21 protein-coding genes are annotated in these 23,118 nt (G+C 44.1%); 9 read left to right on the top strand and 12 right to left on the bottom strand.

Going from position 1 to position 23,118, the window contains the following annotated elements; translation table 11 throughout:
- Positions 1 to 498: 498 nt before the first annotated feature.
- The 5 genes from NH462_RS09675 to NH462_RS09655 all read right to left on the bottom strand — a co-directional run bounded on the left by NH462_RS09675 (position 499) and on the right by NH462_RS09655 (position 6,688).
- On the bottom strand, positions 499 to 1,647 hold the full coding sequence (locus NH462_RS09675; protein WP_253105550.1) for a PIN domain-containing protein: 1,149 nt from the start codon (positions 1,645 to 1,647) through the stop codon (positions 499 to 501).
- A 1,020-nt stretch (positions 1,648 to 2,667) separates the two neighbouring features.
- On the bottom strand, positions 2,668 to 3,702 hold the full coding sequence (locus NH462_RS23015; RefSeq protein WP_253105548.1) for a S66 peptidase family protein: 1,035 nt from the start codon (positions 3,700 to 3,702) through the stop codon (positions 2,668 to 2,670).
- Positions 3,703 to 3,773: 71 nt separating this feature from the next.
- Positions 3,774 to 4,979, bottom strand: coding sequence for an FAD-dependent oxidoreductase (locus NH462_RS09665; RefSeq protein WP_253105546.1), 1,206 nt, complete (start codon positions 4,977 to 4,979; stop codon positions 3,774 to 3,776).
- The gene (locus NH462_RS09660; protein ID WP_253105544.1) at positions 4,966 to 6,372 is read right to left on the bottom strand and encodes an NAD(P)/FAD-dependent oxidoreductase; all 1,407 of its coding nucleotides are present in this window, start codon (positions 6,370 to 6,372) and stop codon (positions 4,966 to 4,968) included. The genes NH462_RS09665 and NH462_RS09660 overlap by 14 nt, the downstream gene beginning before the upstream one ends.
- A gap of 4 nt (positions 6,373 to 6,376) precedes the next feature.
- Positions 6,377 to 6,688, bottom strand: a complete 312-nt coding sequence (locus tag NH462_RS09655; protein ID WP_253105542.1) for a 2Fe-2S iron-sulfur cluster-binding protein — start codon at positions 6,686 to 6,688, stop codon at positions 6,377 to 6,379.
- Between the two features lie 393 nt (positions 6,689 to 7,081).
- On the opposite strand from NH462_RS09655, the gene NH462_RS09650 reads away from it, so the two are divergent.
- Together NH462_RS09650 and NH462_RS09645 are read left to right on the top strand one after the other, a co-directional pair.
- Complete coding sequence (locus NH462_RS09650) at positions 7,082 to 7,309, top strand: helix-turn-helix domain-containing protein (RefSeq protein ID WP_253105540.1); 228 nt, start codon at positions 7,082 to 7,084, stop codon at positions 7,307 to 7,309.
- Positions 7,293 to 7,910: a GNAT family N-acetyltransferase gene (locus NH462_RS09645; protein WP_253105538.1), complete on the top strand. Its 618-nt coding sequence runs from the start codon at positions 7,293 to 7,295 to the stop codon at positions 7,908 to 7,910. Before NH462_RS09650 ends, NH462_RS09645 begins: the two co-directional genes overlap by 17 nt.
- 9 nt (positions 7,911 to 7,919) lie before the next feature.
- Here NH462_RS09645 and NH462_RS09640 read toward each other — a convergent pair whose 3' ends face one another.
- The 4 genes from NH462_RS09640 to NH462_RS09625 are packed head-to-tail and all read right to left on the bottom strand — an operon-like array spanning position 7,920 to position 10,240.
- The gene (locus NH462_RS09640; protein WP_253105536.1) at positions 7,920 to 8,525 is read right to left on the bottom strand and encodes an SDR family oxidoreductase; all 606 of its coding nucleotides are present in this window, start codon (positions 8,523 to 8,525) and stop codon (positions 7,920 to 7,922) included.
- Positions 8,522 to 8,971, bottom strand: a complete 450-nt coding sequence (locus tag NH462_RS09635) for an adenylyltransferase/cytidyltransferase family protein (RefSeq protein ID WP_010371961.1) — start codon at positions 8,969 to 8,971, stop codon at positions 8,522 to 8,524. The genes NH462_RS09640 and NH462_RS09635 overlap by 4 nt, the downstream gene beginning before the upstream one ends.
- 6 nt (positions 8,972 to 8,977) lie before the next feature.
- Positions 8,978 to 9,724, bottom strand: a complete 747-nt coding sequence (locus tag NH462_RS09630) for an SDR family oxidoreductase (RefSeq protein WP_253105534.1) — start codon at positions 9,722 to 9,724, stop codon at positions 8,978 to 8,980.
- A 27-nt stretch (positions 9,725 to 9,751) separates the two neighbouring features.
- Entirely contained in the window at positions 9,752 to 10,240 is a 489-nt protein-coding gene (locus tag NH462_RS09625) for a winged helix-turn-helix transcriptional regulator (protein WP_010371968.1), read from the bottom strand.
- Positions 10,241 to 10,646: 406 nt separating this feature from the next.
- On the opposite strand from NH462_RS09625, the gene putA reads away from it, so the two are divergent.
- Entirely contained in the window at positions 10,647 to 14,450 is a 3,804-nt protein-coding gene (gene putA, locus NH462_RS09620; RefSeq protein WP_010371970.1) for a bifunctional proline dehydrogenase/L-glutamate gamma-semialdehyde dehydrogenase PutA, read from the top strand.
- 71 nt (positions 14,451 to 14,521) lie between these two features.
- Here the strand turns inward: putA and NH462_RS09615 are convergent, their stop codons facing one another.
- The gene (locus NH462_RS09615) at positions 14,522 to 14,776 is read right to left on the bottom strand and encodes a helix-turn-helix transcriptional regulator (protein ID WP_010371972.1); all 255 of its coding nucleotides are present in this window, start codon (positions 14,774 to 14,776) and stop codon (positions 14,522 to 14,524) included.
- Between the two features lie 227 nt (positions 14,777 to 15,003).
- Here NH462_RS09615 and NH462_RS09610 point away from each other — a divergent pair, with 227 nt between their 5' ends.
- From NH462_RS09610 to NH462_RS09600, 3 genes are read left to right on the top strand one after another with little or no spacing between them, the layout of a single operon-like run.
- Positions 15,004 to 15,687 (top strand): S24 family peptidase, encoded by a 684-nt coding sequence (locus NH462_RS09610; RefSeq protein WP_010371973.1) that lies wholly within the window; start codon positions 15,004 to 15,006, stop codon positions 15,685 to 15,687.
- A 7-nt stretch (positions 15,688 to 15,694) separates the two neighbouring features.
- Positions 15,695 to 16,330, top strand: coding sequence for a LysE family translocator (locus tag NH462_RS09605; protein ID WP_253105532.1), 636 nt, complete (start codon positions 15,695 to 15,697; stop codon positions 16,328 to 16,330).
- Positions 16,331 to 16,371: 41 nt separating this feature from the next.
- On the top strand, positions 16,372 to 16,830 hold the full coding sequence (locus NH462_RS09600) for a methylglyoxal synthase (RefSeq protein ID WP_253105530.1): 459 nt from the start codon (positions 16,372 to 16,374) through the stop codon (positions 16,828 to 16,830).
- 55 nt (positions 16,831 to 16,885) lie between these two features.
- On the opposite strand, the gene yegD is transcribed toward NH462_RS09600, so the two are convergent.
- Positions 16,886 to 18,244 (bottom strand): molecular chaperone, encoded by a 1,359-nt coding sequence (gene yegD / locus NH462_RS09595; RefSeq protein WP_253105528.1) that lies wholly within the window; start codon positions 18,242 to 18,244, stop codon positions 16,886 to 16,888.
- Positions 18,245 to 18,955: 711 nt separating this feature from the next.
- Positions 18,956 to 19,930 carry a sensor domain-containing diguanylate cyclase gene (locus NH462_RS09590; RefSeq protein WP_253105526.1) on the bottom strand — a complete coding sequence of 325 codons (975 nt, stop codon included), beginning with the start codon at positions 19,928 to 19,930 and terminating at the stop codon, positions 18,956 to 18,958.
- Positions 19,931 to 20,184: 254 nt separating this feature from the next.
- Between NH462_RS09590 and NH462_RS09585 the strand changes: the two genes are divergently transcribed.
- From NH462_RS09585 to NH462_RS09575, 3 genes are all read left to right on the top strand, one after another.
- The gene (locus tag NH462_RS09585; RefSeq protein WP_253105524.1) at positions 20,185 to 20,967 is read left to right on the top strand and encodes a sporulation protein; all 783 of its coding nucleotides are present in this window, start codon (positions 20,185 to 20,187) and stop codon (positions 20,965 to 20,967) included.
- A 289-nt stretch (positions 20,968 to 21,256) separates the two neighbouring features.
- Positions 21,257 to 22,195, top strand: a complete 939-nt coding sequence (locus NH462_RS09580) for a hypothetical protein (protein WP_017216338.1) — start codon at positions 21,257 to 21,259, stop codon at positions 22,193 to 22,195.
- A gap of 23 nt (positions 22,196 to 22,218) precedes the next feature.
- Complete coding sequence (locus tag NH462_RS09575; protein WP_253105522.1) at positions 22,219 to 23,118, top strand: DUF350 domain-containing protein; 900 nt, start codon at positions 22,219 to 22,221, stop codon at positions 23,116 to 23,118.

Genomic DNA, 23,118 nt, shown 5'->3' with positions numbered 1-23,118 from the left:
TAACAGATTACCGTGGGTGAATAATATCTATTAGATCACAGTAACCAACTCGATTCAAGGTTAAGAAACAGTCAATCCAAAACCAAGAATCCAGTACCTGAAAAGAGTAATTCTACAGCCTCAACGCCGCATTAAGTGTTTATTTCACTTCCACAGCTTGTAGTGGTCAACTAATCCGGACAGTGAATTAAGTTTTCCTTCTGCTACTGCTGGAGCTTGCATATCGTTATGACTATGCTGTTAATGGTGATGAGTGTCACTTATTTCTATGTCTTACCTTGACCATAAAACACCCAAATCAAGGTGATTGTTAGAGATACTAATAACAGGATAAGTAGTGGGAATATCGCCCCAGCCCCACCGTGTGTCACCTCAACCTCCTATACACCTAACGCCGCGCTCACCCGCGCCCGAAGTGGAGCGGATTTTGTGTTAAAGTGAAGCGAAGCGGAACACACAAAAGGCGCGGAGCTTTGGGTGTCGGAGTGCAACGCTTTGTTATAGCTCTTCGTCTTCGCTATCGCTTCTCCAATCAGGTTCAACCTCGCCAAAGTCAGCGTGCTCAATAGTCTCTAGCACTTCTATTTCAGAAACTTCAATATCATCAAAGTCTCGAGAAAAATCACCAGTTAGGGTCAATAGTATATCGGTATGATAAGACTCAGTGGTTGAGCAAACGTTTCCTCCCATACCAACGTAATCCTTATCTATTGAATCTCTCACTGAAAAATCAAAACTAGCCTCTACTTCGACTTCTACCAATGCTCCTACTTTTAAGACTATTGCTTCATCGTTTATGCTTATAACTCTGACTTTTACCAAGCCCTTCTGATCTTTATCCAGCTCATGAGAAATGTATGAAGCGGAAGTATCATCCCATTCGAAGTGCATATATGAGCTTGCTTCAACCCAAACATCGAAGCCATCAATGCTATTTATGATTGCCTGTTCAATCTCTTGTAGAACATGATTGTCACCTTCAAGCAGAGAATCCTCTCTGATATGAGCGATAATACTTGCAACTTTATTATGAGGCTGAAACTTCTCTAGCGCTTCCGCCAGAGAAGATACTAATGTAATCCTATCTGAATTTTCAGAGTAGTTTTTCCAACCCTTATCTTGACTAACGGCGATAATATCTATGTCATTCTCTTCCGCCCACCCTTCGAGGGCCAGCAAAGCTATGGCGTCTGGAAATTCATGTTTTTTGTCTTTTCCAGTTTCAAAAGGCGCCTCAGTGGAAAAATACATTTCCATCAAAAGTGAAAGGTCTGCATATTCGCCAGAGTCTATTTTTTCAGCCCCAATGAATTCATAGAATTTTTTTAGTCTTTCTTCCGCTATCTCAGATTCACCGCCTTCTATTGAAAGTAACGCTCTTGCACTTTCGATAACATCAGGTTTTATTTTCAGCTGTTTATTCGCAGACCTTAGCGCCCCCTCAATCGAGGAGCGAGTTCTTGATATCTCTTGCCCAATATGGCTGATTGCTTCATTGTGTACTATGTCGGTTTGAAGAACTTTTACAGGGCTTTCTTTAAACTGTCTCATCTGGGCAAGCAAGCCCTCATAGAACCGATAGCCTTCACCTTTAAGAGTCGCATTATCAAGGGTTATTGCCCCATAATCTAATTCTATTTCTTCCATAACACCTTCAAAATTTGCGATTTACCACTTGAGCTATAACATTTTAGTATTTATGCGGCACGCAGTTTGTGTTGCATAACCGCTTGTTGGACTGAGCCGCTACCCGCTCGATGTGGCAGAGTCGGTGTTGTTTATGCTATGGCTTACTTAGAAAAAATAGGCTTTTTGGAGGCTCTCACTTTCCTAGCTAGTGTAATCAGTTTAGCTAGTGTTATGTAAGCTTTCCCTGCATTGCTCAGCGCTTATTATGTATTCATTACACCTAAATTTGCCTTAAGAAGCAATTATATTTTTTACGCGTACAGAGGCCGCTAGCCTAAGCAATTAAGCAGGTTAACTACTAGATTTTACAAAGCAGCCATAATCAAACATACCCTCCTTGGCTGCTATCAAAGCGCATCCATGCGCTTCTCGTTCATTCTTTTTACACGACGCGATCGAGCGAACCAAGAAAACGTCGCCCCAACATCACACTCAATCCTCAAACCCTAAGCCGATATAGTGCAACCGTCTTGTCAGGCACGTCCGTGTGCCAGACAAGACTTGGCCGACATCCTGTCGGCACATTGCATATCAGCTTATGCTTTTCGGGTGTGATGGAGGGGGAATAAGTTGCTTGTGAGATCTTCTACAATTTTTATGATTAAGCTGCTTGCAAGCATTGCAAAAACTATCAGCGCAGCCTCCTACCTTACAGTCTAAATAGTTTTGTGGGAGGTGGTTTACCCGCCGATAAGTTATGCTTTTCGGGTGTGATGGAGGGGGAATAAGTTGCTTGTGAGATCTTCTACAATTTTTATGATTACGCTGCTTGCAAGCATTGCAAAGACTATCAGCGCAGCCTCCTACCTCACAGTCTAAATAGTTTTGTGGGAGGCAGTTCACCCGCCGAGAAGTTATGCTCTTCTGGTGTGGTTAAGCGGATTAGTTTTGACTGCGAGTTCTAGTTTTTCACTCAAAGCAGCAAATTTGCCTACAATCACCAAAAAAACTTTTCAGCACAGTATGTCTCCCTCATCACTACAACAAATCAAACACAGGCTCTATCGCATCTAGACTGAAGTTATCCAAATCCAAGCGGTGCTGTATTCCTAGCGGCAAAATCCACTGCGGATCGGTATGGCCAAAGTCAAGCCGAGTTATTACGGGTAAACTGTCACAGCCAAACTCATCACGTACAACCGATAAAATCACTTCATCAAGCGCAGCCATCTCGCGCTCGCTGTAGTCCCGTGCGCGGCCAATCATTAAGCCGGATATTTTTTCAAACACGCCCATTACGCCATAGTTACGTAACCAAAAGCGAATATAGTCTTGACTGGGTTTGTCTTCAGAGGTTTCTAAAAATAGCAATTTGTCTTGCCAAAATGACGGCGATGGCCAGTATTCTGTGCCTTTTAGCATCTCCATCACTTCAAAACAGCCACCAAATAGCCGCCCTTCCACTTGCCCAGTACCTTGCAGTACTTTAGGACCATTTGTCGCAATAACGGGATGCAGCTTACCGACGTTTTCTGGTATTGCCCACTCAGGATACCCATGAGAATAAGCTTTGAATATTGGATAATGGACTTCACCTAGCAGCGCCTGCGCTAAATAGGCTTGATACTCAGCACTAGCGTTGTGGTACTGGGAGAAACCGGCCATGACCGATGGGCCGTTAAAGGTGACTAATCCCCATTGGTTCAGCAATGTGGTAAGCGTCGAAAAGTCAGAATAGCCCATCATAAACTTAGGGTTATTCAAGATAACGGATTTATCTAAATAAGGTAGGATCCGCGCGGAATCTGAACCACCAATAGAAGAAATTATCCCGGCGATATTCGGGTCTGCAAAGGCATCATTAATATCTTTTGCACGTAATTGTGGCTGTGAAAAGAGCACATCCGCGGCCGTTCGAGCCGACGGCATTTCAACAATATTAAAACCAAGCGAACGCAGGTTTGCTAACCCTTGCTCAAAGATGTGAGGAAATATACCTGGGCCACCCCAGCTAGGTGATACAATCGCAAGGGTATCACCTCGGTTTAGTTTTTTAGGCTTGCGTAATTGCACCGTCTATCTTGCCTTAATGGAATATTCATCAGCAACTAGATATATCCCATTAAGACAACAGAATCAAACGCTTATTTGAATCGTTCAACGCGAAACGGAGCTAAATCAACAGAGGTAGGTTTGCCTGTCATGAGTTCAGTAATAAGCGTGCCAGTAATGGCCGACATTAAAATCCCCGTCCTAAAGTGTCCACACGCATTAATATAACCTTCTACTCCATCAACGGGGCCCAAAATTGGCAGCTCATCCGGTGTACCAGGTCTAAGTCCTGCCCAACAACGTTTAATACTCGACTCTTTTAGCACCGGCAAACACTTCATAGCACCTTGCGACAGCTCGGTAATTTTATCTAGACTATTGGTGGTATCGAAACCTTTCTCTTCGGTAGAAGAGCCAATTAAAATTTCGCCGTTGTCCTTTTGTGCAATGTAGCAATCACTGGTACTGATACAACCATTTAATACTTTAGGCATGCGCTCAGATAGCACTATTTGGCCTTTAACCGGGTAAACTGGCATGTGTTTACCTGTCGCCTGATGGTAAATGTCATCCGCCCAGGCACCAGCGGCATTAATTAAGGTCTCGCAATGCAGGCTTTGATCTTGCGTCCTCACGCCTATCACCTTATTGCCTTCACGCAGTACCTCTAGCACTTCGGTATTCAAAAATAACTCAACACCATTTTGACGCGCCCCCTCAGTGTACGCATCAACTAACCGGTATGGGTTTACCTGATGGTCGCAAATAAAATCTATTGCACCAATTGCATCTGGGGTGATGTAAGGCTCCTCTGCACGTAATTGCTGTTGGTCTAACCACCTGATCTGCGAAGACAAATTAGGGATCCCTGACACTATGCTATCTGCATATATTTCATCATCGCGATTGTACATAATGAATTTAAGACCGGTACGTTCAAACTTAAAGTCGACATCGTGTCTGGCCAGCATTTCTTCATGCAGTGCTGGATATAACTCGTTTGACTTGAGCGCAAGTTCAAAAAAGCATTCCGGTAATTGATGCGGCCGCAATGTTTGTGCAGCTTCGGTATCGCCTTCACTTTGGAGCTTCGACAAGGTTTTGAAGAAGATCACACCACAGCCAAGTCCGACCGACTCACCAATTGCCCATAATCCACCCGCAGATGCACGAGACGCGTTACCCGGCTTTTTTAAATCTACTAACGCGATTTTTAGGTTGGTATCGCGGCTTAAAAAATAGGCACAAGCCGCACCAATTACACCGCCACCTGCGATAATGACATCATACTGCTTCATGGTTTTTCTCCAGTAAAGTAAACGGAATTGGGTCAAGTGGGAATCTTGGCCTTATCACGCCCAGCGTATCTAAGTGCCCTGCCGCTTGCAGTCGATCTAACGCATAGCTAGAACACATTTTTCCTTGGCAGTCTCCCATGCCAATACGGGTTCTCATTTTTACGCTAGATAAATCTTTTGCACCTTGTTGCAATGCTAAATCGAGTTGCTGGCGCTTTACTTGTTCGCAGCGACACACCACGGTATCTGGCTGGGTTAACGCAAGCAGCCCCTCTCTGCGCGCCGAGAAGCGGTCAAATCCGGCTCTAAACTTCTGTGCTTGCTTACGCTTAGTTTTGAGCTTGCGCATCCGCGTGTGGAAGGTCGATTCGCTTAAACAGGCTTGCTCATAGGCAAGCATGGTTGCGGCCATTTTCCCTTCAATGATAGCCGCTTCTGCGCCTAGCAAACCATTGGTATCACCACAGACAAAAATTGAATTTAAGCTACTGCGTAAATTGTCATCTAATAAAGGCACATAACCATTCGTGGTGGTGTACTGATAAGAAACCCCAAGTAGCATGGCAAGCTGGGTGCGGGCAACAAAACCATAGCCAACTCCCAAACTATCCACGGCTAAATGCTGTGCTTTTGACAAGTCCGCATGCCAGTGCTCATCGTAAGGCGCTACGATAACACTGGAGAGTTTTTCTTGGCCTTCTGCTTTCACAATGCCATAGCCATACTTGAATGGAATATTATGCTTTTTGAGATACGCCAACATACTCAATCCCGAAAGCGTAAGCTTAGGTTTATTGAGCAGCGCCACGGTCTCTTTCGCCAGTTCACTAAAGCGACTCGCTTCATATACGCCAACCACTTGTGCACCGGATTTATGTAACTGGCAAGCAACCAGTGGCAATAATGGTCCAGTTCCGACTAACGCCACTTTTTTCCCTGGCCGAACTAACCCACTTTTAAGCTGAAGTTGCATCCCGCCCATTAACATCACACCAGGTAACTGCCATCCTTCAAATGGCACACTGCGCTCATGACAACCAGTTGCCAGAACCAACTTGGTGTAATCTATTTGTGTTAACTGATTTTGTGTTTGCAACAGCAAACCGCTTTCGCCCTCGGGCCCAAGCACTTTGGTTTGTAGTTGTAGTGTTATATCTTGTTTATGATGTTCGTAGCGTACCTTTAGTGCAGCCATCGCACGTTTAAGATTTTCATCTAAATGAGGAAGCTTACTTGCTTGTCGAAGTGGCCCGCGATAGATCACCCCACCAATTTTTGGTGCTTCATCCACTAAGGTGCTAGTAATGCCATATTTAGCCAGCTCAGCTGCACAGCTAACGCCAGCAGGCCCTGCACCAACAATAACGATTTTTTCTTTTTGACAATTAGACATCACACTATACTCCAACCTGCTTGAAACGATTTTGTTTAGTTTCAACCTGCATGTTGGGTTGTACTAAGGTTTGGCAAGCCTTTTGTTTATGTTGCTTGTTTATCGTTACCTGACAACAATGACAAACGCCCATACCACAATAAGCACCAGATACGGCTTCTCGATCGCTTTCCATAATTTGCTTGTAGTTCGCCGCAAGCAAAACAGACAACACGGTTTCACCATCGCATACATTAACCGCAATGTCGTCGATTTGAATTTGGAACTGTAACCCCTCAGGGTCTGTAATATCTTGGGTTCTGGATAATTCAGACATGAAAAAATGCTCCTTCAATAAAGTCGCACAAAGCCTACTATCCAAATATTAAAAATAAACATTTTATTTACTTCATTCACTTTAATTTGATCCAAATTAACTTTTAAGCACTCTCGCGCTAATTCTGTTCAATTCGGTGCAAATGCTGCACCCACCTCACTAAAGCAGTGCAATGCGAACGTATTTACAGACCAACGCAAACCGCATCCTATTGATATTAAATAGTTTTAATTTCTGGCACAGTTTTTCCTTATTAAACGACACGACGGATGAAAGGAGCGTAATTATGTACACTTTATATCAAACGATGTACTTACTTTGGCATTTGGACGTGAGTATCTGGCCTGTGCACGATACAGCAACAAACCCAGTAGATGTTAAGGAGAAGGCACAATGACACTTGGCAAACTAGACACAGCAGTACACGCAGTAATGAACGATATGCTCACCCCATCACAAGCTGCAAAAGCCTATCATGTGCCGCAACGAGCACTTTACGAAGCACTGCGAAACACCCAAGAGAAACAGCAAACTCGATGGCAAAAATTAATGCATGAAAAGGCAAGGCTTGAGCAAAGTCTGGCTCGGATAAATAAGGAACTGCATGAACAGTTTGTCTAATAGCGCTATGCAGCTTCGCATTATTCAGGCGCCTAGCTTGAAATACAATCGCTTAGATTGTCAGCTTTGGGTAAAACAACTCAGCGCACTGACGCAAGCCTGTATTAATCTTGGCGCCTCTATCGGCTTTTTGCCCTCATCCTCTAACAGAGCAATACAAAACTACTGGTGGCAGGTATTCGATGCTGTGATCAAGTCGCAAAAGACGCTTATTATCGCTGAACTTAATGGCGTAATGGCGGGTTGTGTGCAACTCTCACCAGCAACAAAAGATAATGCTCAGCACCGAGCAGAAGTGGAAAAGCTATTAGTGCATCCAAACAGCCGACGAAAAGGCGTGGCAACAAAGCTGATGCAAGCCATAGAGCAAGAATCTACGAGGCAGCAGATATCGTTACTCGTCCTTGACACACAATCAGATTCGGACGCAGAAATCCTATATCAGAGTTTGGGCTTTAAAGTCGCAGGACAAATCCCTCATTTTGTCAGTGATGAGCGCGGTGACTTCCATGCCACCACATACTATTACAAACTGCTTGCACCGACCTTGCGCAATCATATTGAGCGCGTAGCTCAAACGCATTGTGCCAACGAATATTAGCAAAACAGTCTAATCAAGCGACTCGCTACGACTTTCATTCAGGCGATAAAAAAACAGCTTACCGATGTGCTGTGGTGTAGTTACAGCCTCTAAGATTGGCGCAGCACCTTGTGGTATGCTCATCACATTGGAATTATTGATAGTAAGACCAGCGCGCAGCTTCGTATCTATTGCCCCGGGACACAGTACTGTTATTTTATAGCCATCTTTGTGAAGACCTTTAGATAAGGTCACCACTCCGGCTTTCGCAGCGCAATAAGACGTCCAATCTTTGTAGCTGTTAAATGCCGCCGTCGACGCCACATTGATCAAATGTACCGCTTTGTTAGCTTTAATTGCAGCACGAGAAATTAAATAAGTACCGATTAGGTTTACTTCGATGTCACGGATCCAGAGATTTGGCTCAGAGTCTGCCACTAAACTTGAGTAAAGCGTTCCTGCCGCATTGATTACACAGTCATAAGATTTGTCGTCAAAAAAACGCTCAACTTCAGCTGGTTTAGAGACATCAAGCTGCACGCGCGATGGCGCTTCCACTTCATGTCCTAAGCGCTTCAGTTCATCGCTTAAATAAGCGGCGAGACCACCCTGTCCGCCCGTTATTAACACGTTCATTTCTGTGGCTCTGGGATTGGATGATTGTCGCTTTGCTCAATCAGCTTTTTATACTGGTCGTAGATTTTTTGCTTTAAGTTACTAGAGCTAACACCAGCACCATAAGGAAAGTAAAATACCTGAACGCCAAGCTCTTTCAGATAATCATATTTTCCCTTCCAATCATCGCCAATCACGAACACATCAATATTTAGATTTTTCACTGTTTCACGATGATCTAAAGTACGTTGTGGAATAGCAAGATCTGGGTCTCTTAACCCTTCGATAATCGCTAAACGCTCTTCAAATGGCACTGCCGGTGGCTTTTTATAAGAACAAACAAGTTCATCGGTGCTCACACCAACGATTAACGTGTCTCCTAAACCTCGGCCATAACTAATCATTTTTAAATGATTACTGTGAAATAAATCGAATGTTCCTGAGACATAAACAATTTTATTTTTCATCAACTGCTATTTCCCTCCAGCTAAATCAATAAAAGTTCCTGTAACAAAGCTTGCTTCGTTACTTAAAAGCCAAGCGATGGCATTGGCAACCTCAATCGCGGTTCCACCTCGCTTCAGCGGTAAAAAATCGGCTAGACGATCAACTCGATTTGGTTCGCCACCGTCGCCGTGGATATCGGTATAAATACAACCCGGTCTCACGCAGTTCACACGGATCTGCTCAGCGGCTAATTCCAGAGATAAGCCTTTAGTGAAGCTGTCTATTGCACCTTTTGCAGCCGCGTAGTCAACATATTCATTGGCCCCACCTAAATAAGAAGCTGCCGACGATACATTCACAATCGCGCACTGTGCCGGATCAGCGCTCAAACGCATGTGTTTAATTGCTTCGCGAGCACAAATAAAATACGGCGTAACATTACTGGTAAGCATATTGTTGATACGCGCTGCAGTCATGTGTTCAACTCGAGTCTGCGTATTCAGCACGCCAGCGTTGTTGACCAAATGCGTAACCATACCAATATCGGTCTTTATTTTGTCAAACATCGCCTCTACAGATTTTTCGTCTGTGACATCTGCTTGTAACAAATGCGCTTTACCATTATTACTTAGGATGGTATCTGCAACCGTTTCTGCGGCTTGCACATTCTGCTTGTAATTTATAACAACAGTAAATCCTTGTTGCCCCAACAGTTGAGCCGTTGCCGCACCAATCCCACGGCTCGCACCGGTGATAAGTACCACTTTTTGCATTTATTATTCCTTAAATTAGGCCAACAGCTACTGATAGTTCAGTACTTCTACACCCATGTCTTCTTTGACGTGTTCTATCACCATATAGGTATGATTTGTACCAACGCCAGGTATTTCAACAATTTGACCTAATACCTCACGATATTGACGCATATCCTGAACTCGGATCTTAACTAAATAATCAAAGCCACCAGCTACCATATCACAAGAAACGACGTTGGGGATTTTTACAATATGCTGTTTGAATACCTCAAATACCGCTTCGGTCGAGCTTTTTAAGGTGATTTCCACATGCGCAACCAAATGCTGGCCAAGTTTTGCGGCATTTAATCTTGCCGTATACCCTTCGATATACCCCTCCGACTCGAGCTTTTTTACTCGATCGAGGCAAGGACTCGGACTCAAGTTTACCTCTTTCGCCAAGTTTACATTAGAGATCCGACCATTGCGCTGGAGCGCGTCTAAGATTGCTAAATCGATGCGATCTAATACCCGAGTTTTAATGGAAGTCGTCATATCAGCATAAAATTTTGTGAGGGTTTGAGATTACCCGCAAATTTACCGTATTCCTTAAAAATAAAACAGCATATTCTGCTGTCTTTTCGATAGAATGCCCGCGAAATTAACGATAAAGGGCAAAGCGGCTTATTTCAGTCTTTAACGCGGCTTTGTTCGAACATTTAGATTATGCATTCTGGCTAAAATTTGAACCCCCAAATGGGTGTGTTATGGTTAGCAATGTGACTGCATCATTTTGTCGTAATTGAGGCTTCCTATACAAATTAAACTACACTTTCAACCTTTGGTTGCTTAGTTTGGCATCAGTTCAGATGTAGTTTTGTAATCTGCACATTAAGGTGTGTGATTCCATAGGCAGGCGCGAATTACATGTATTTTTGACTCCAATTTTTGAGGGTTGCTTATGCTTTATAACGGCGATTTGACAACTAACTGTCCTATCCGACAAAAGATCCGTGATTTTTACCGCATTGATGAGAATGCAGTAATTGATCATATTTTACCTTTAGCTGAGGTAGGCGTTACAGCTCGAAGCCGAGCATGGGAACGTGCACGTCAAATGGTATTGAACATTCGTAGAGATCAAGATGGTCAAAACGGTGTAGACGCGCTTTTAAATGAGTTCTCTCTTTCTACCGAAGAAGGCGTGGTACTGATGTGTTTGGCCGAAGCTTTACTTCGTGTACCAGACAAAGCAACACAAGAAAGCCTGATCCGCGACAAGCTCGCAAAAGGCGACTGGAGTTCACACCTAGGCAGCAGCGACTCGCTATTTGTTAACGCTTCAAGCTGGGGTCTACTCGTTACCGGTAAAATGGTTAACTATTCAGACAAGAATAAAGAAGAACAATTTGGCGTGTTAAAGCGTACAATTGGTCGTCTTGGTGAGCCGGTTATCCGTAAATCCGTTAACTACGCAATGAAGATCATGGGTAAGCAGTTTGTAATGGGTGAAACCATTCAAGATGCTATCGATCGTGCCGCTGATAAAGAACAAAAAGGTTATGTATATTCGTACGACATGCTAGGTGAAGGCGCACGTACGATGCGTGATGCAGATCGTTACTTCCAAAGCTATATGACCGCTATTCACGCGATCGGTAAAGCAGCGAAAGGCCGTGGCCCAATTAAGAGCCCAGGTATCTCAGTGAAGCTTTCTGCTATCCACCCGCGCTACGAATTCACACATCGTGACCGCGTGATGGACGAGCTTGTACCTAAGCTAAAAGAACTTGCTATTGCTGCGAAAGAATACGATATCGGTTTCACGGTTGATGCGGAAGAAGCGGATCGTTTAGATATCTCACTTGATGTTATCGAAGCGGTATTCTCAGACGACGCGCTTGGCGACTGGAATGGTTTTGGTCTTGCAGTACAAGCATATCAAAAACGTGCTATTTTCGTTGTGGAATGGGTAGCAGAACTTGCTCGTCGCGTAGGCCGTAAACTGATGGTGCGTCTAGTTAAAGGTGCTTACTGGGATACAGAAATCAAAACCACTCAACAAGATGGTCTTGAGCACTTCCCTGTGTTCACTCGTAAAGCAACGACTGACGTTTCTTATAAAGCGTGTGCTATTAAGCTACTTGAAGCTCGCGATGTGCTATTCCCGCAGTTTGCGACGCATAATGCTTACACCGCAGCAACCATTCTAGAAGTGGCCAAAGGCGATAACAAAGGGTTCGAATTCCAACGTTTACACGGTATGGGTGAATCACTTTACGACCAAATCGTTGAAAACGAAGGAATTCAGTGTCGTGTGTATGCACCAGTTGGTCAGCACGAAGACCTACTTGCTTATCTGGTACGCCGTCTACTTGAAAATGGTGCAAACTCATCATTCGTAAACGCAATCGTTGATACCACTAAACCTGTTGAGTCACTACTTCCAGATCCTGTAGAAACGCTGCAAGGCCTACGTAACCGTTACAATACGCAAATTAAACTACCTATCGAGCTTTATGGCGATGAGCGTCCAAACTCAAAAGGTAAAGACCTAACGGACATCAACGATTTAACACCGTTTAAAGAAAACCTAGACAACTGGTTTAACGAACATCTAATCGATGAAAGCCAAGTACCAGAGGGTCACCTTGCTGTTCGTAACCCTGCGAACCACAAACAAGTGATTGGATCTGTGCCTTTACACGATGAAGCACACATGCAAAGCGTGCTTGCCAATGCTGATGCGGCTTTTGAAAGTTGGTCTCAAACCTCAGTTGAAGAGCGTGCAAACCTACTACGCCGTACTGCTGACATCCTTGAACGTCACCATGACGAACTTGTTGCCATCTGTATTAAAGAAGCTGGTAAAGTAACCCAAGACAGCATCGATGAAGTACGTGAAGCCGTTGACTTCTGTCGCTACTATGCAGCACGTGCAGAAGAGCTTTCTAAAGATGAGCGCTTTGAAGCTCGTGGCGTGATTTTATGTATCAGCCCGTGGAACTTCCCACTTGCGATCTTCTTAGGTCAGGTAGCTGCCGCTATCGTGACAGGTAATACCGTTATTGCAAAGCCTGCTGAACAAACCAGTATGATTGCACTGCGTTGTATTGAATTAATGCATACCGTTGGCTTACCGGAGCACGTAGTACAACCGGTTATCGCACGCGGTAGCGAAGTGGGTAAACACATCGTGCCTGACGAGCGTATCCAAGCGGTTATGTTCACAGGTTCAACAGAGACTGGTACGCTTATCTCACAAATTCTTGCTGAGCGTAACGATATTCAGGTTCCTCTGATCGCAGAAACTGGTGGTCAAAACTGTATGATCGTTGACTCAACAGCATTACCAGAGCAAGTGGTTGACGATGTTATTTCTTCAGGCTTCCAAAGTGCCGGTCAACGCTGTTCAGCACTTCGTGTGTTGTTCTTACAAGAAGATGTTGCTGACGGTATCATTGAAATGATCCAAGGTGCGCTTAAAGAGCTACATATCGGCGACCCATCGCTACTATCTACAGACGTAGGTCCAGTAATCGACGAAAAAGCGCTGACCACTTTGACTAAGCATGTTGATTACATGAAGTCGAACGGTAAGCTACTATTCGAAGCTAAGATCCCCGATAACAGCGAGAACGGCGCTTACTTCTTCGCTCCGCGCCTATATGAGATTGCTGATCTATCCGTGCTTAAGCGTGAAGTATTCGGTCCGGTAGTCCACGTTGTACGCTTCAAAGCTGATCAACTTGATAATGTGATCGACCAAATCAATGGGACAGGCTACGGTCTAACGATGGGCGTTCATTCACGTATTGAAGAGCGCTGCGAATACCTAGCTAAGATGTCGCGTGCGGGTAACGTATACGTGAACCGTAACATGATTGGTGCGATTGTTGGTGTTCAGCCATTTGGTGGTCGTGGCTTATCAGGTACAGGTCCAAAAGCAGGTGGTCCAAACTACCTACTTCGCCTTGTGAAAGAAAAAGCGTCACCAGACAACGTCCAAATGACAGATCTGACGCCTGATGAGCTAGAGATCCACCACTTCCCAGGTGCCGTTGAGCAAGTTGAAAAACTGATGCAAAACTCTAAGCGTGATGAGAAGATCTGGCGTCGTACTGCGCTTAATGACCGTGTTTCGGCAGTGCGTCAGCTACTTGCTAAAGTAGCAACAGTAGACATCATTGATGAGCTGGCGGATGATTTATCATTAACGCTTTCTGATGCACGTGCTCAGCTAAACCGCTTAGAAAAGCGTATGCGTACTTACACAACACTACCGGGACCTACTGGTGAGTCGAACACGCTGCACTTAGAAGCGCGTGGTTGTGTAGTGGTATATGCCGATAAGAGTACGTCGTTCAACTTCTGGGCGATTTCAATTATCACAGCACTTGCTGCCGGTAACACAGTGATCACAGTAGCCTCTGACTTATTCTATGAAGAAGCATTGGCATTTAGAGATAAGTTCATCTCAACTGGCGTTGCTGAAGGCGTATTCCAAGTAGCGAAGCAAAACCAGCTACAAGCGATTTTGGCACACCCTCACCTTGCAGGTGCTGTTGTGGCTGCGCGCTCTTCACGCCTTGGTTACTTCTCACAGCAACTTGCAGAGCGCAAAGGTGCTATCCTGCCTGTGATCAGTGCAGAGTACTACGATACGCTTATCAACCGTCTTGTGACTGAGAAAACCATCAGTATCGATACCACAGCTTCTGGTGGTAACACTTCACTGATGACACTTGTTGAAGACGAAGAGTAAGAGAATATAAGTCGCTATGTTAGACATAGAGACTTTATTGAACAAAGCCAGCGCAAGCTGGCTTTAATTTTTTACGCAGCGCTTGATGTCCTTAATCCCACAATGACATTAACAATGTCCATTAAATAAACATCTTCAACCAAAGCAATCACATCATTCCATTTAGGGTTGTATTCGTTATTCTCCCAGCGCCTTAATGTTCGCTCCTCTATACCATAGCTTGCGGCTGATTCAGCTTGAGTAAAACCGCGACTTTTACGTGCAAATCTAAGTATGGCAGCACCAAGCGGCGCGCGTTCAGAAATTAAAGGTTGGCTCATTAACATCACACTCATTCCTTAAAAAATTGCGCAAATATATGACTTTTAGAAAAATCATTTATTTACGCGCTCACTGACTAAATGCATTCACTGCGTAATTTAATGAAGATAATAGATCTATTTTTTACGCATTACAACGAAAAAATGGATCTTTTTTGCGTCAAAAATGATTTTACTTCGCAAAAAATAGCCCATATAATGACGCACACGTATCATTATTTAAGAGGCAACGCATGGAACAAAGTCTCATGAGCCTAGCGGAGCGCGTAGAATATGCGATCAAGCCAGACAGTATTAGAGCTTTTGCGTTAAAAATTGATGTATCTGAAGGGACGCTGCGCAGAATATTAAAAGGGGAAGACCCAAAACTCAGTGTGATTGAACGCATTGCTAAACAGGCCAACGTAGATTTGATGTGGCTCGTTACCGGGATCCCACTTGATTGCAAAACCGAATCACCAATCATCCAGCAAAGTATTACCTTGGAAGACTTCAATGAAGACTTTGTTGTTGTGCCTGGCTACCATGTCTCTGTCAGCACCGGTTATGGTGCATTTAACCAAAGTGCCGAGGTTGCACGTTATCTTGCATTTAGAAAAAAGTGGATTGAATTTAAAAACCTAGATAAGTCACAGCTGGTCGTAGTGTTTGCCAAAGGCGACTCTATGGAACCCACTATTCACAATAACAATACAATTTTAGTGGATTTATCGGATAAAAAGTTAAGCGAAGGCCTGATCTATGTTGTCCGCCTTGGTGAAGAGCTTTATGCCAAGCGCTTACAACAAAACTTTGATGGCTCAGTACGCTTGATTAGCGATAATAAAGAATACCGAGAACAAGTTGTGATGCCGAATGAATTGGAGCAGCTGGAAATTCTCGGTAAAGTGGTATGGATTGGTAAAGATCTAATTTAATAATACGATGCTAAATCTTGAATACTTATTCTCATTTTTAATCGCCAGCACGGTAATTGCCGTGGCACCGGGTCCATCCAATGCGTTTTTAATGGCGCAGACCTTTACTAATGGCCGCGCTGCTGGCATGCAGAGCGCATTAGGCTTTGCACTCGGTGGGGTGATCCACACACTCTTTGCCGTTGTCGGCTTATCGGCACTCCTAAAAGCCTCAGAGACCGCCTATACCACAGTGCAATACCTCGGCGCAGCTTACTTAGCTTATCTAGGTGTAATGACTATCAAAGAGACGCTTGGGAAGGGGCAGATAGCTTGCGAGGAAAAACCACACGTTAGCACCAAAAAACCTAAAAACGTGATGTTCCAAGCAATGATGACGGAAGTCTTAAATCCCAAAGTCGCCTTGTTTTTTATTGCTTTTATTCCTCAGTTTGTCGATAGTAGCTTGACGACCTCGACAACGATGCAACTGGCCATGTTTGGCTTACTGTATCCTATTTTAGCTTTTCCCATCGACTGCATGTACATCTACGGTGGTGATAAAATCGCGGGCTATTTTAGGCAACATCCCGCAGCGCCGGTGTGGATTGATCGAATTTCAGGCTTAATTTTTATCGCATTGGCAGTCAACTTATTACTCTAAACAGTTACTCTATACAGTTACGCAAAATAGGAGCAGTACACATGCAAAAACGTTCACAGCCACTGCCAGCTAAAAAGCATATTGCTTTGGTTGCACACGATGGCATGAAACCAGCCCTACTTGAGTGGTGTCAGACTCACTTAGATAGCCTTAAACAGCACAAGCTTTACGCTACGGGCACAACGGGTAACCTAATAGAAAAGCATACTGGTTTAGAAGTAACAAAGCTATTTAGTGGCCCAATGGGTGGCGACCAGCAAATTGGTGCCAAAATTGCGGAGCAAGATGTTCATGTCTTGATTTTCTTTTGGGATCCGCTGGCGTCACAGCCTCACGATCCGGATGTAAAAGCACTGTTGAGACTCGCTGCTGTTTGGAATATTCCCGTCGCCTGTAATGAAGCGACAGCAGATTTACTGATGGCGTGCGATAAAATGAGCCTGCCAATCGCAAGACATTTACCTGATTATGAGCAGTACCTTGCTAGTCGCTTAGACTGATAAAATAGATGAGTATGGAAGCGGTTTGTGACCGCTTCTCTGATTTTGACTTCGATTACTTAAATATTTTATCCGCCCACTTAGTCAGGCCTGCTGTAACACTACCAAAGTTATCCCCGTTCACCATTTCAATATCACCAATTTGCTGTGCAAGCGTTGCCTTGAGTAACGGTGATTGTGCACTACCGCCAGTCAGATAAATTACATCGGGTTTTGATCCCGCTTGATGAATCGCTTCTTTCGCAAGCATGCCCATCTGTTCTATGTTCGACATGACCGACTCGGCAAAATCTTGCTGCGTAAATTCAGAGGTTAACTGTGGCTCAATAAAGCCAAGATCGGCATTAAATTTTGCTTGCTCAGAGAGTGCTATCTTACCAAGCTCACCTTCACGAACCACTTGATGGGTAAGTTTGTTCTGTTGAATATGAAGTAAACGCGCCAGCTTTTGCGGCTCGGCGACATCTCGCAACATGCTTTGCAATTCTCGCGCTAATTTATCGCTGTAGAAGTCTAGTTGAGACTGAATATCATTGATTTTACATGCCTGCCAATACAGTTGACTAGGCATCGGCAAACCTGAACTCATGTTAGAACCTAGACCACACAACGGCATTAATTGGTGATAAGCTAGCGCAATGTCTAAGTCGTTACCGCCGATACGTTTGCCCGTATGCGCTAAAAAGTCTTGTTGGCGCTGTGTGTTATTGCGATAGCTTGGCCCCATTCGGACAAACGAACAATCGCTAGTACCACCGCCGATATCAACCACCAGCACAAGTTTATCTTGCTGAAGACGGCTTTCGTACTCAATCCCCGCTGCGAGCGGTTCGAAGAGAAAATCCACTTCCTTAAACCCAGCTCTTTTTGCGGCGGTGGTAAGAATATTAACCGCTTGTTGGTTGCTTTCTTCTCCACCGACGGACTGAAAGTTAACAGGTCGACCAATCACAGTGTCGGTGATGGGCTGTTGCAACTGCGACTCGGCACGGCGCTTAATCTCCATCATCATCGCCGCAGCAATATCTTCAAAGAAGGCGATTTGTTGAGGTTTAAGCCCAACCGCACCAAAGAAGGACTTGGGTGATTTTACAAAAAAACCTTCTTCGGGAAATTCGATATACTCAGAAATCGCCGCTTGACCAAAAAAAACGCCCGTTTCATGTGCTTCTAAATCGAGATCGCGTTTGGCTTGCTGCGCTGCCGTTAGCAGCCCTTGGCGAAACTGTGTGTAGACTGGATCTGGTTCACTCAGATGACGGTTAACAAATGCAGGAATTAACGCATTGTGCATCGCATACATAGTAGAAGGCAGGTAATATTTATCTTGCTCGAGACGCAGTAAGTCCACTTCACCATTTTGCATGACACCCATCGCACAATTAGAACTTCCGTAATCAAACCCGACTTTCATTCTCTACCTCAAACTGCTGAAAAGTCGCGAAGTGTATCATGGTTGTCGTTATTGTCAGATGAATTTATCTAGGTTCTCACATCCTTTATAGGCTTGTCGTGGAATGAAACCGTTTTGCATAACACACTAGGCATTGCATAATGAGAGCTTCCGTAATCAAACCCGACTTTCATTATCCACCTCAAACTGCTGAAAAGTCGCGAAGTGTATCATGGTTGTCGTTATTGTCAGATGATTTTATCTAGGTTCCAGCGCCATTAATTGGCTTGTTGTGAAAAGTATAGCGGAATAAGCCTGTTGGCTCTCCGTCTCCACCATTTTGCATGACACACTAGGCATTGCATAATGAGAGCTTCCGTAATCAAACCCGACTTTCATTATCCACCTCAAACTGCTGAAAAGTCGCGAAGTGTATCATGGTTGTCGTTATTGTCAGATGAATTTATCTAGGGCCTGTTGATCTTTCAAGTTTGTTTTTGCAGCAGTTTGACTGGTATTTATACAAGGCAGAGCCTGCGTAGCATAGTTATTCTATGTAAGTCAGGTGATAACACAGTAGAAATGCCAGTCAAGCGCTGCCCTTTGGGTTCACCTGAGTGCGCTTTGTTCATTGTTGCTCAACTTTTGCCTAGATTACTAGGCGGCAAGTCGAGCGTCGCGACCAAAACACACTCAGAAGAACAAAAATCAAACAGCAAAGGTCAACAGGCCCTAGGTTCCAACATCCTTAATTGGTTTGTTGTGGAAAGCATAGCGCACTCTGTCAGATTGCTTGGCTTGATACATAGCGGAATCTGCCTGTTGGATCCCAGTCTCGATATCGAGGTTATTAAATAGACTGACGCCGATACTAATCCGACAACTTAGCTTATTGCCTTCAAAGAGATATGGCTTATCTACCTTGTTGATTATTTGCTGGCAAATCCCAAGCACATGAGATTCGGCTTGAGGCTGTTGAGGAGATAAGTGAGTGATTAAAATCACAAACTCATCGCCTCCCCAACGGATCACCACATCATCTTGGCGTACGCTAGCACACAAACGCTGGGCAACCGCCTTAAGTAGCTGATCTCCCACATGATGGCCATGCAAGTCATTTACTTTTTTAAAATCGTCAAGGTCCAAAAACAAGACTGCACTGTAGCTACCAAGCTGCTGACCTATACGGAGCTGCTCCGTTAACCCATGTTGGAGAACATGGCGATTCGGTAGCTCGGTTAATTGGTCATGATACGCCAGCTTCTCGGCTTCAAGATACTCCAACTTACGGTCATTGATATCCCGAGATAACACGATAAAACGTGTTTCTGCATGATTATCGCTTGCAGTGACAACCTTACGGGCAATAGAGACCTCAAACCAACGCTCGCCAACAGGCGTAGACAAGTGAATATGGCTACCATGTGAGTAGCCGTTAATTTTTGCTTCCTGTAATGCCTGCATCACTATTTTAGCGGCTTGCTCGGGCATCACATCAGTCACCGTATGTCCAATCAATTGTTCTGCAGGCGCGACTAACAACTCAGGGCGGAGTATTCTGGCGTCCCAGTGTCGCCCCTCTTCGTCCAGTTCAAACATCAAGTCCGGCATCGCACTCAATGTCGACGCCAATTCCTCATAGCTCGGTTGCGCCAAAGCTTGAGTGCGGGCCATACGACGGTCCTTAATCATGAGACGTTGCAACATCCTGTTCCATAATTCTATAAACTTGAACTTTGCAATTTGAAACATGCCAATGAACACAGCTCATCTACGGCTATCGTTATAAAAATAATATACCAATTTTATGAATTATGGCTAATTACCGACTGCATCATAAAAAATATTTTCAAGTCATCGGCTTCGAAGGAGAAAAGCAATTGACGAATTGATAATAATTCCTATAATCGACACGGCAGCGCTTTCCATGATGGAAGGTCACAAGATATATAAGGATGACTATGTCTTTTTTCAAAAAAGCCCTTGGCGCAGTCGGTATCGGTGCAGCAAAAGTAGATACCATCTTAGAAACCCATCATGCCTCCCCTGGCGAAGAAATTTCTGGAACGGTTAAAATCATCGGTGGCAAAGTTGCTCAAGAGATCAACAAAATAGATCTTAACGTAATGTGCAACTACACAGTTGAAAGAGAAGACAGTGAAGGTGAAACAACGACCATCACTAAAAACCACACCCTCGCTAAATTTCAAATCAACGAACGATTTACTATCGAACCCGGTGATGAAAAGCACATTCCATTCGCGCTTGACCTCGCTGAAGAAACCCCGCTTACTGTTGGCCAATCCAAAACTTGGATAGCTACCAACCTTGATATTGATATGGCGCTCGACAAGTCAGATAGAGACTATTTACATATCGTACCTACCGAGCTACAACAAGCGGCTATCGATGCGATAGAAGCGCTTGGCTTTAAACTTTATGAATCAGACTGTGAAGGTATTGATGAAGTATCATTCTCACGCCTGCCATTTGTACAAGAACTAGAGTTTAAAACGATCACAGGTGACTTCCATGGTCGCTTTGATGAGGTAGAAGTGGTTTTCTTTAATCGTGGTGAGCAACTTGAAATCATCTTTGAGATTGATCGCAAAGCGCGAGGCTTTAAAGGCTTCTTTGCGGAGGCGCTAGACCTTGATGAGTCAAAAGCCAGATTGTTGATAGATAAAGCAGATTTAGAAGACCTAGAAGATACTATCTATGACATTCTAGAGGCGAATTGCTAAGGTATATTAACCTTATAGTATTGATAGATTTATATTGATGCTTTGGTGATCGTTGCATTCATACGAATGCAACTTCTATATGAACAAACTCTATTATTATCCCAATCCACCTAACGCTATGGTTTATGTTAATACAAATGTTAAGGTGTATAGGTAATAACTTTCTAGACTGATTTATTGTTACAATTTAAGCCCCTTTAACATGCCGATCACGGCACGTTTGAGTTGACTTAAACTCAATAAAACAGCACATTAAAACGAATGGTCAAGGTAGATTAGGTGACAATGAATGTCCAACTTTAGAATTTGGAAACTGGTTAGCCTACTGTGTGTTTTGAGCCTAATGCTGGGCTGCGAATCGAAAGAAGAACGTATCCAGCAAACCATTACACATACACTTCAAGAAGCTTCAACAGCGATAAATACGCTGGGAACCGCCCTTGATAAAAAGCAGGTGAGAAACGCCAACCTTTTGACTGAGTATGGCAAAGTACTCAGTCAGCAAAAACCTCAGCTCAGTGAAATTGCGCAAATTATTTCCCAAGACGCAACAAGCAGTGGAACCTTATATCAGAGTTTATTGACTCGTTATCAGTCCCTCAAGTCCCCCGCTCCAAGTATGAACAGCGATGATATTATCAACCAAGCGCTCTTGTTAAAAGAAGCCGCTTCCATCAGTTTGTTCAATGATGCGCTGACAGATCCAATCAATGTTTTAGCCGATATGTCAGATGGAAAGCTAGCGCGAGTTGGCGCAATCAGTCAGCAAGCGGAACAAACGGCAAACGGTCAGACCGGTGTCGGCAATCAGCTTGTTGGTAATGCCAACTATGGCGAATGGCAGACCAACTCAAACGGCACTAGCTTTTGGATGTGGTACGGCATGTATCGCATGCTTGGCGATATTGTTGGTGATGTGGAGTATGGCCGCTGGAGTAAACACCGCAAATACAGCTACTACAGTGACTATGGTCGCCATAGATACACCAGTTATAAAAGCTACAAACGCCAAACTGAACTCGCCAAACGTACTCAACAATCGTATCAAAGACAGGGTAAACAGTTTACCAGTCCCTATGCCAAGAAAAAGTCTGGCGCGTCAGGGTTAAGTCGAAGTAGTAATACCCCATCAGCAGTAACTCGAAGCAGCTACTCTCGAACCTCAAGCTACGGCTCAGTTCGCAATAGCTCAAGTAGAACCTCCCGTGGCGTAAGCCGGGGCAAATAGCGCATATATAGCGGAGTTAACACATGTACCAATTTAACGGATTAACAGCTTGGACTTTTCAAGCATTGCTAATAGATATGGCGGTGATCGTCGCGTTGTTTGTTAGCTTAAAATACATCAAAGGTTGGGTATCTAACCTTCATGCAAACGATGAAATAACAGAAAAAGACAACTTTGCATTTGGCCTCAGCTTTGCTGGTGGTTTAGCAGGTTTAGCCATTGTGATTTCAGGTATTTCAAGTGGTGCTTTTGCCAGTTCTTTGGTTCAAGAAGCACTACAAATGGCGGGTTATGGTATCGTTGGTATCATTCTTATCAAACTCGGCCACTTTTTCCAAGACAAAGTCGCGCTACGCAAGGTGAATCTTCATGACGAAATCGTTAAAGGTAATGTCACCTCAGCACTGATTGATTTTGGCCATGTGGTGAGCGTTGCTATTGTGATCCGCTCAGCTTTGCTTTGGGTACTCACAGAGGGCTGGTATGGTTTACCTATTGTGGTTGCGGCCTTCATTATCGGTAATATTTGTATGCTGCTTGTGAGCCAATACCGAGTACAACTATTTAAGCGCACCAACAAAAGTGGCGACTGTTTACAGCAAGCAATCAAAGACAACAATATCGCGGTCGGGATCCGCTATGCGGGCTTTTTAATCGGCTCAGCACTGGCACTGACTGCAGCGTCCGGTTTAGCGCCATATGTAGCGGACAACATTAACTCAAGTCTACTGTACTGGAGTATTGCGGCACTGGGTAGCATTGTGCTTTTCATCGTCTTACACCTCATCATGATAAAAATTATTCTTGCGGGTAAAGATATTTCCGATGAAGTGAACAGACAAAAGAATGTTGGTGTTGCTGCAATCTCAGCCGCGCTTTCTTTTGCCATTGGTACGACTATGGCAAGTTTGTTAGGTGCATAA

The organism is Pseudoalteromonas sp. OANN1 (genome assembly GCF_024124685.1).
GTDB lineage: Bacteria > Pseudomonadota > Gammaproteobacteria > Enterobacterales > Alteromonadaceae > Pseudoalteromonas > Pseudoalteromonas piscicida.
Note: the sequence above shows the minus strand (reverse complement) of the source record. Positions and strands in the feature narration are given on the sequence as shown.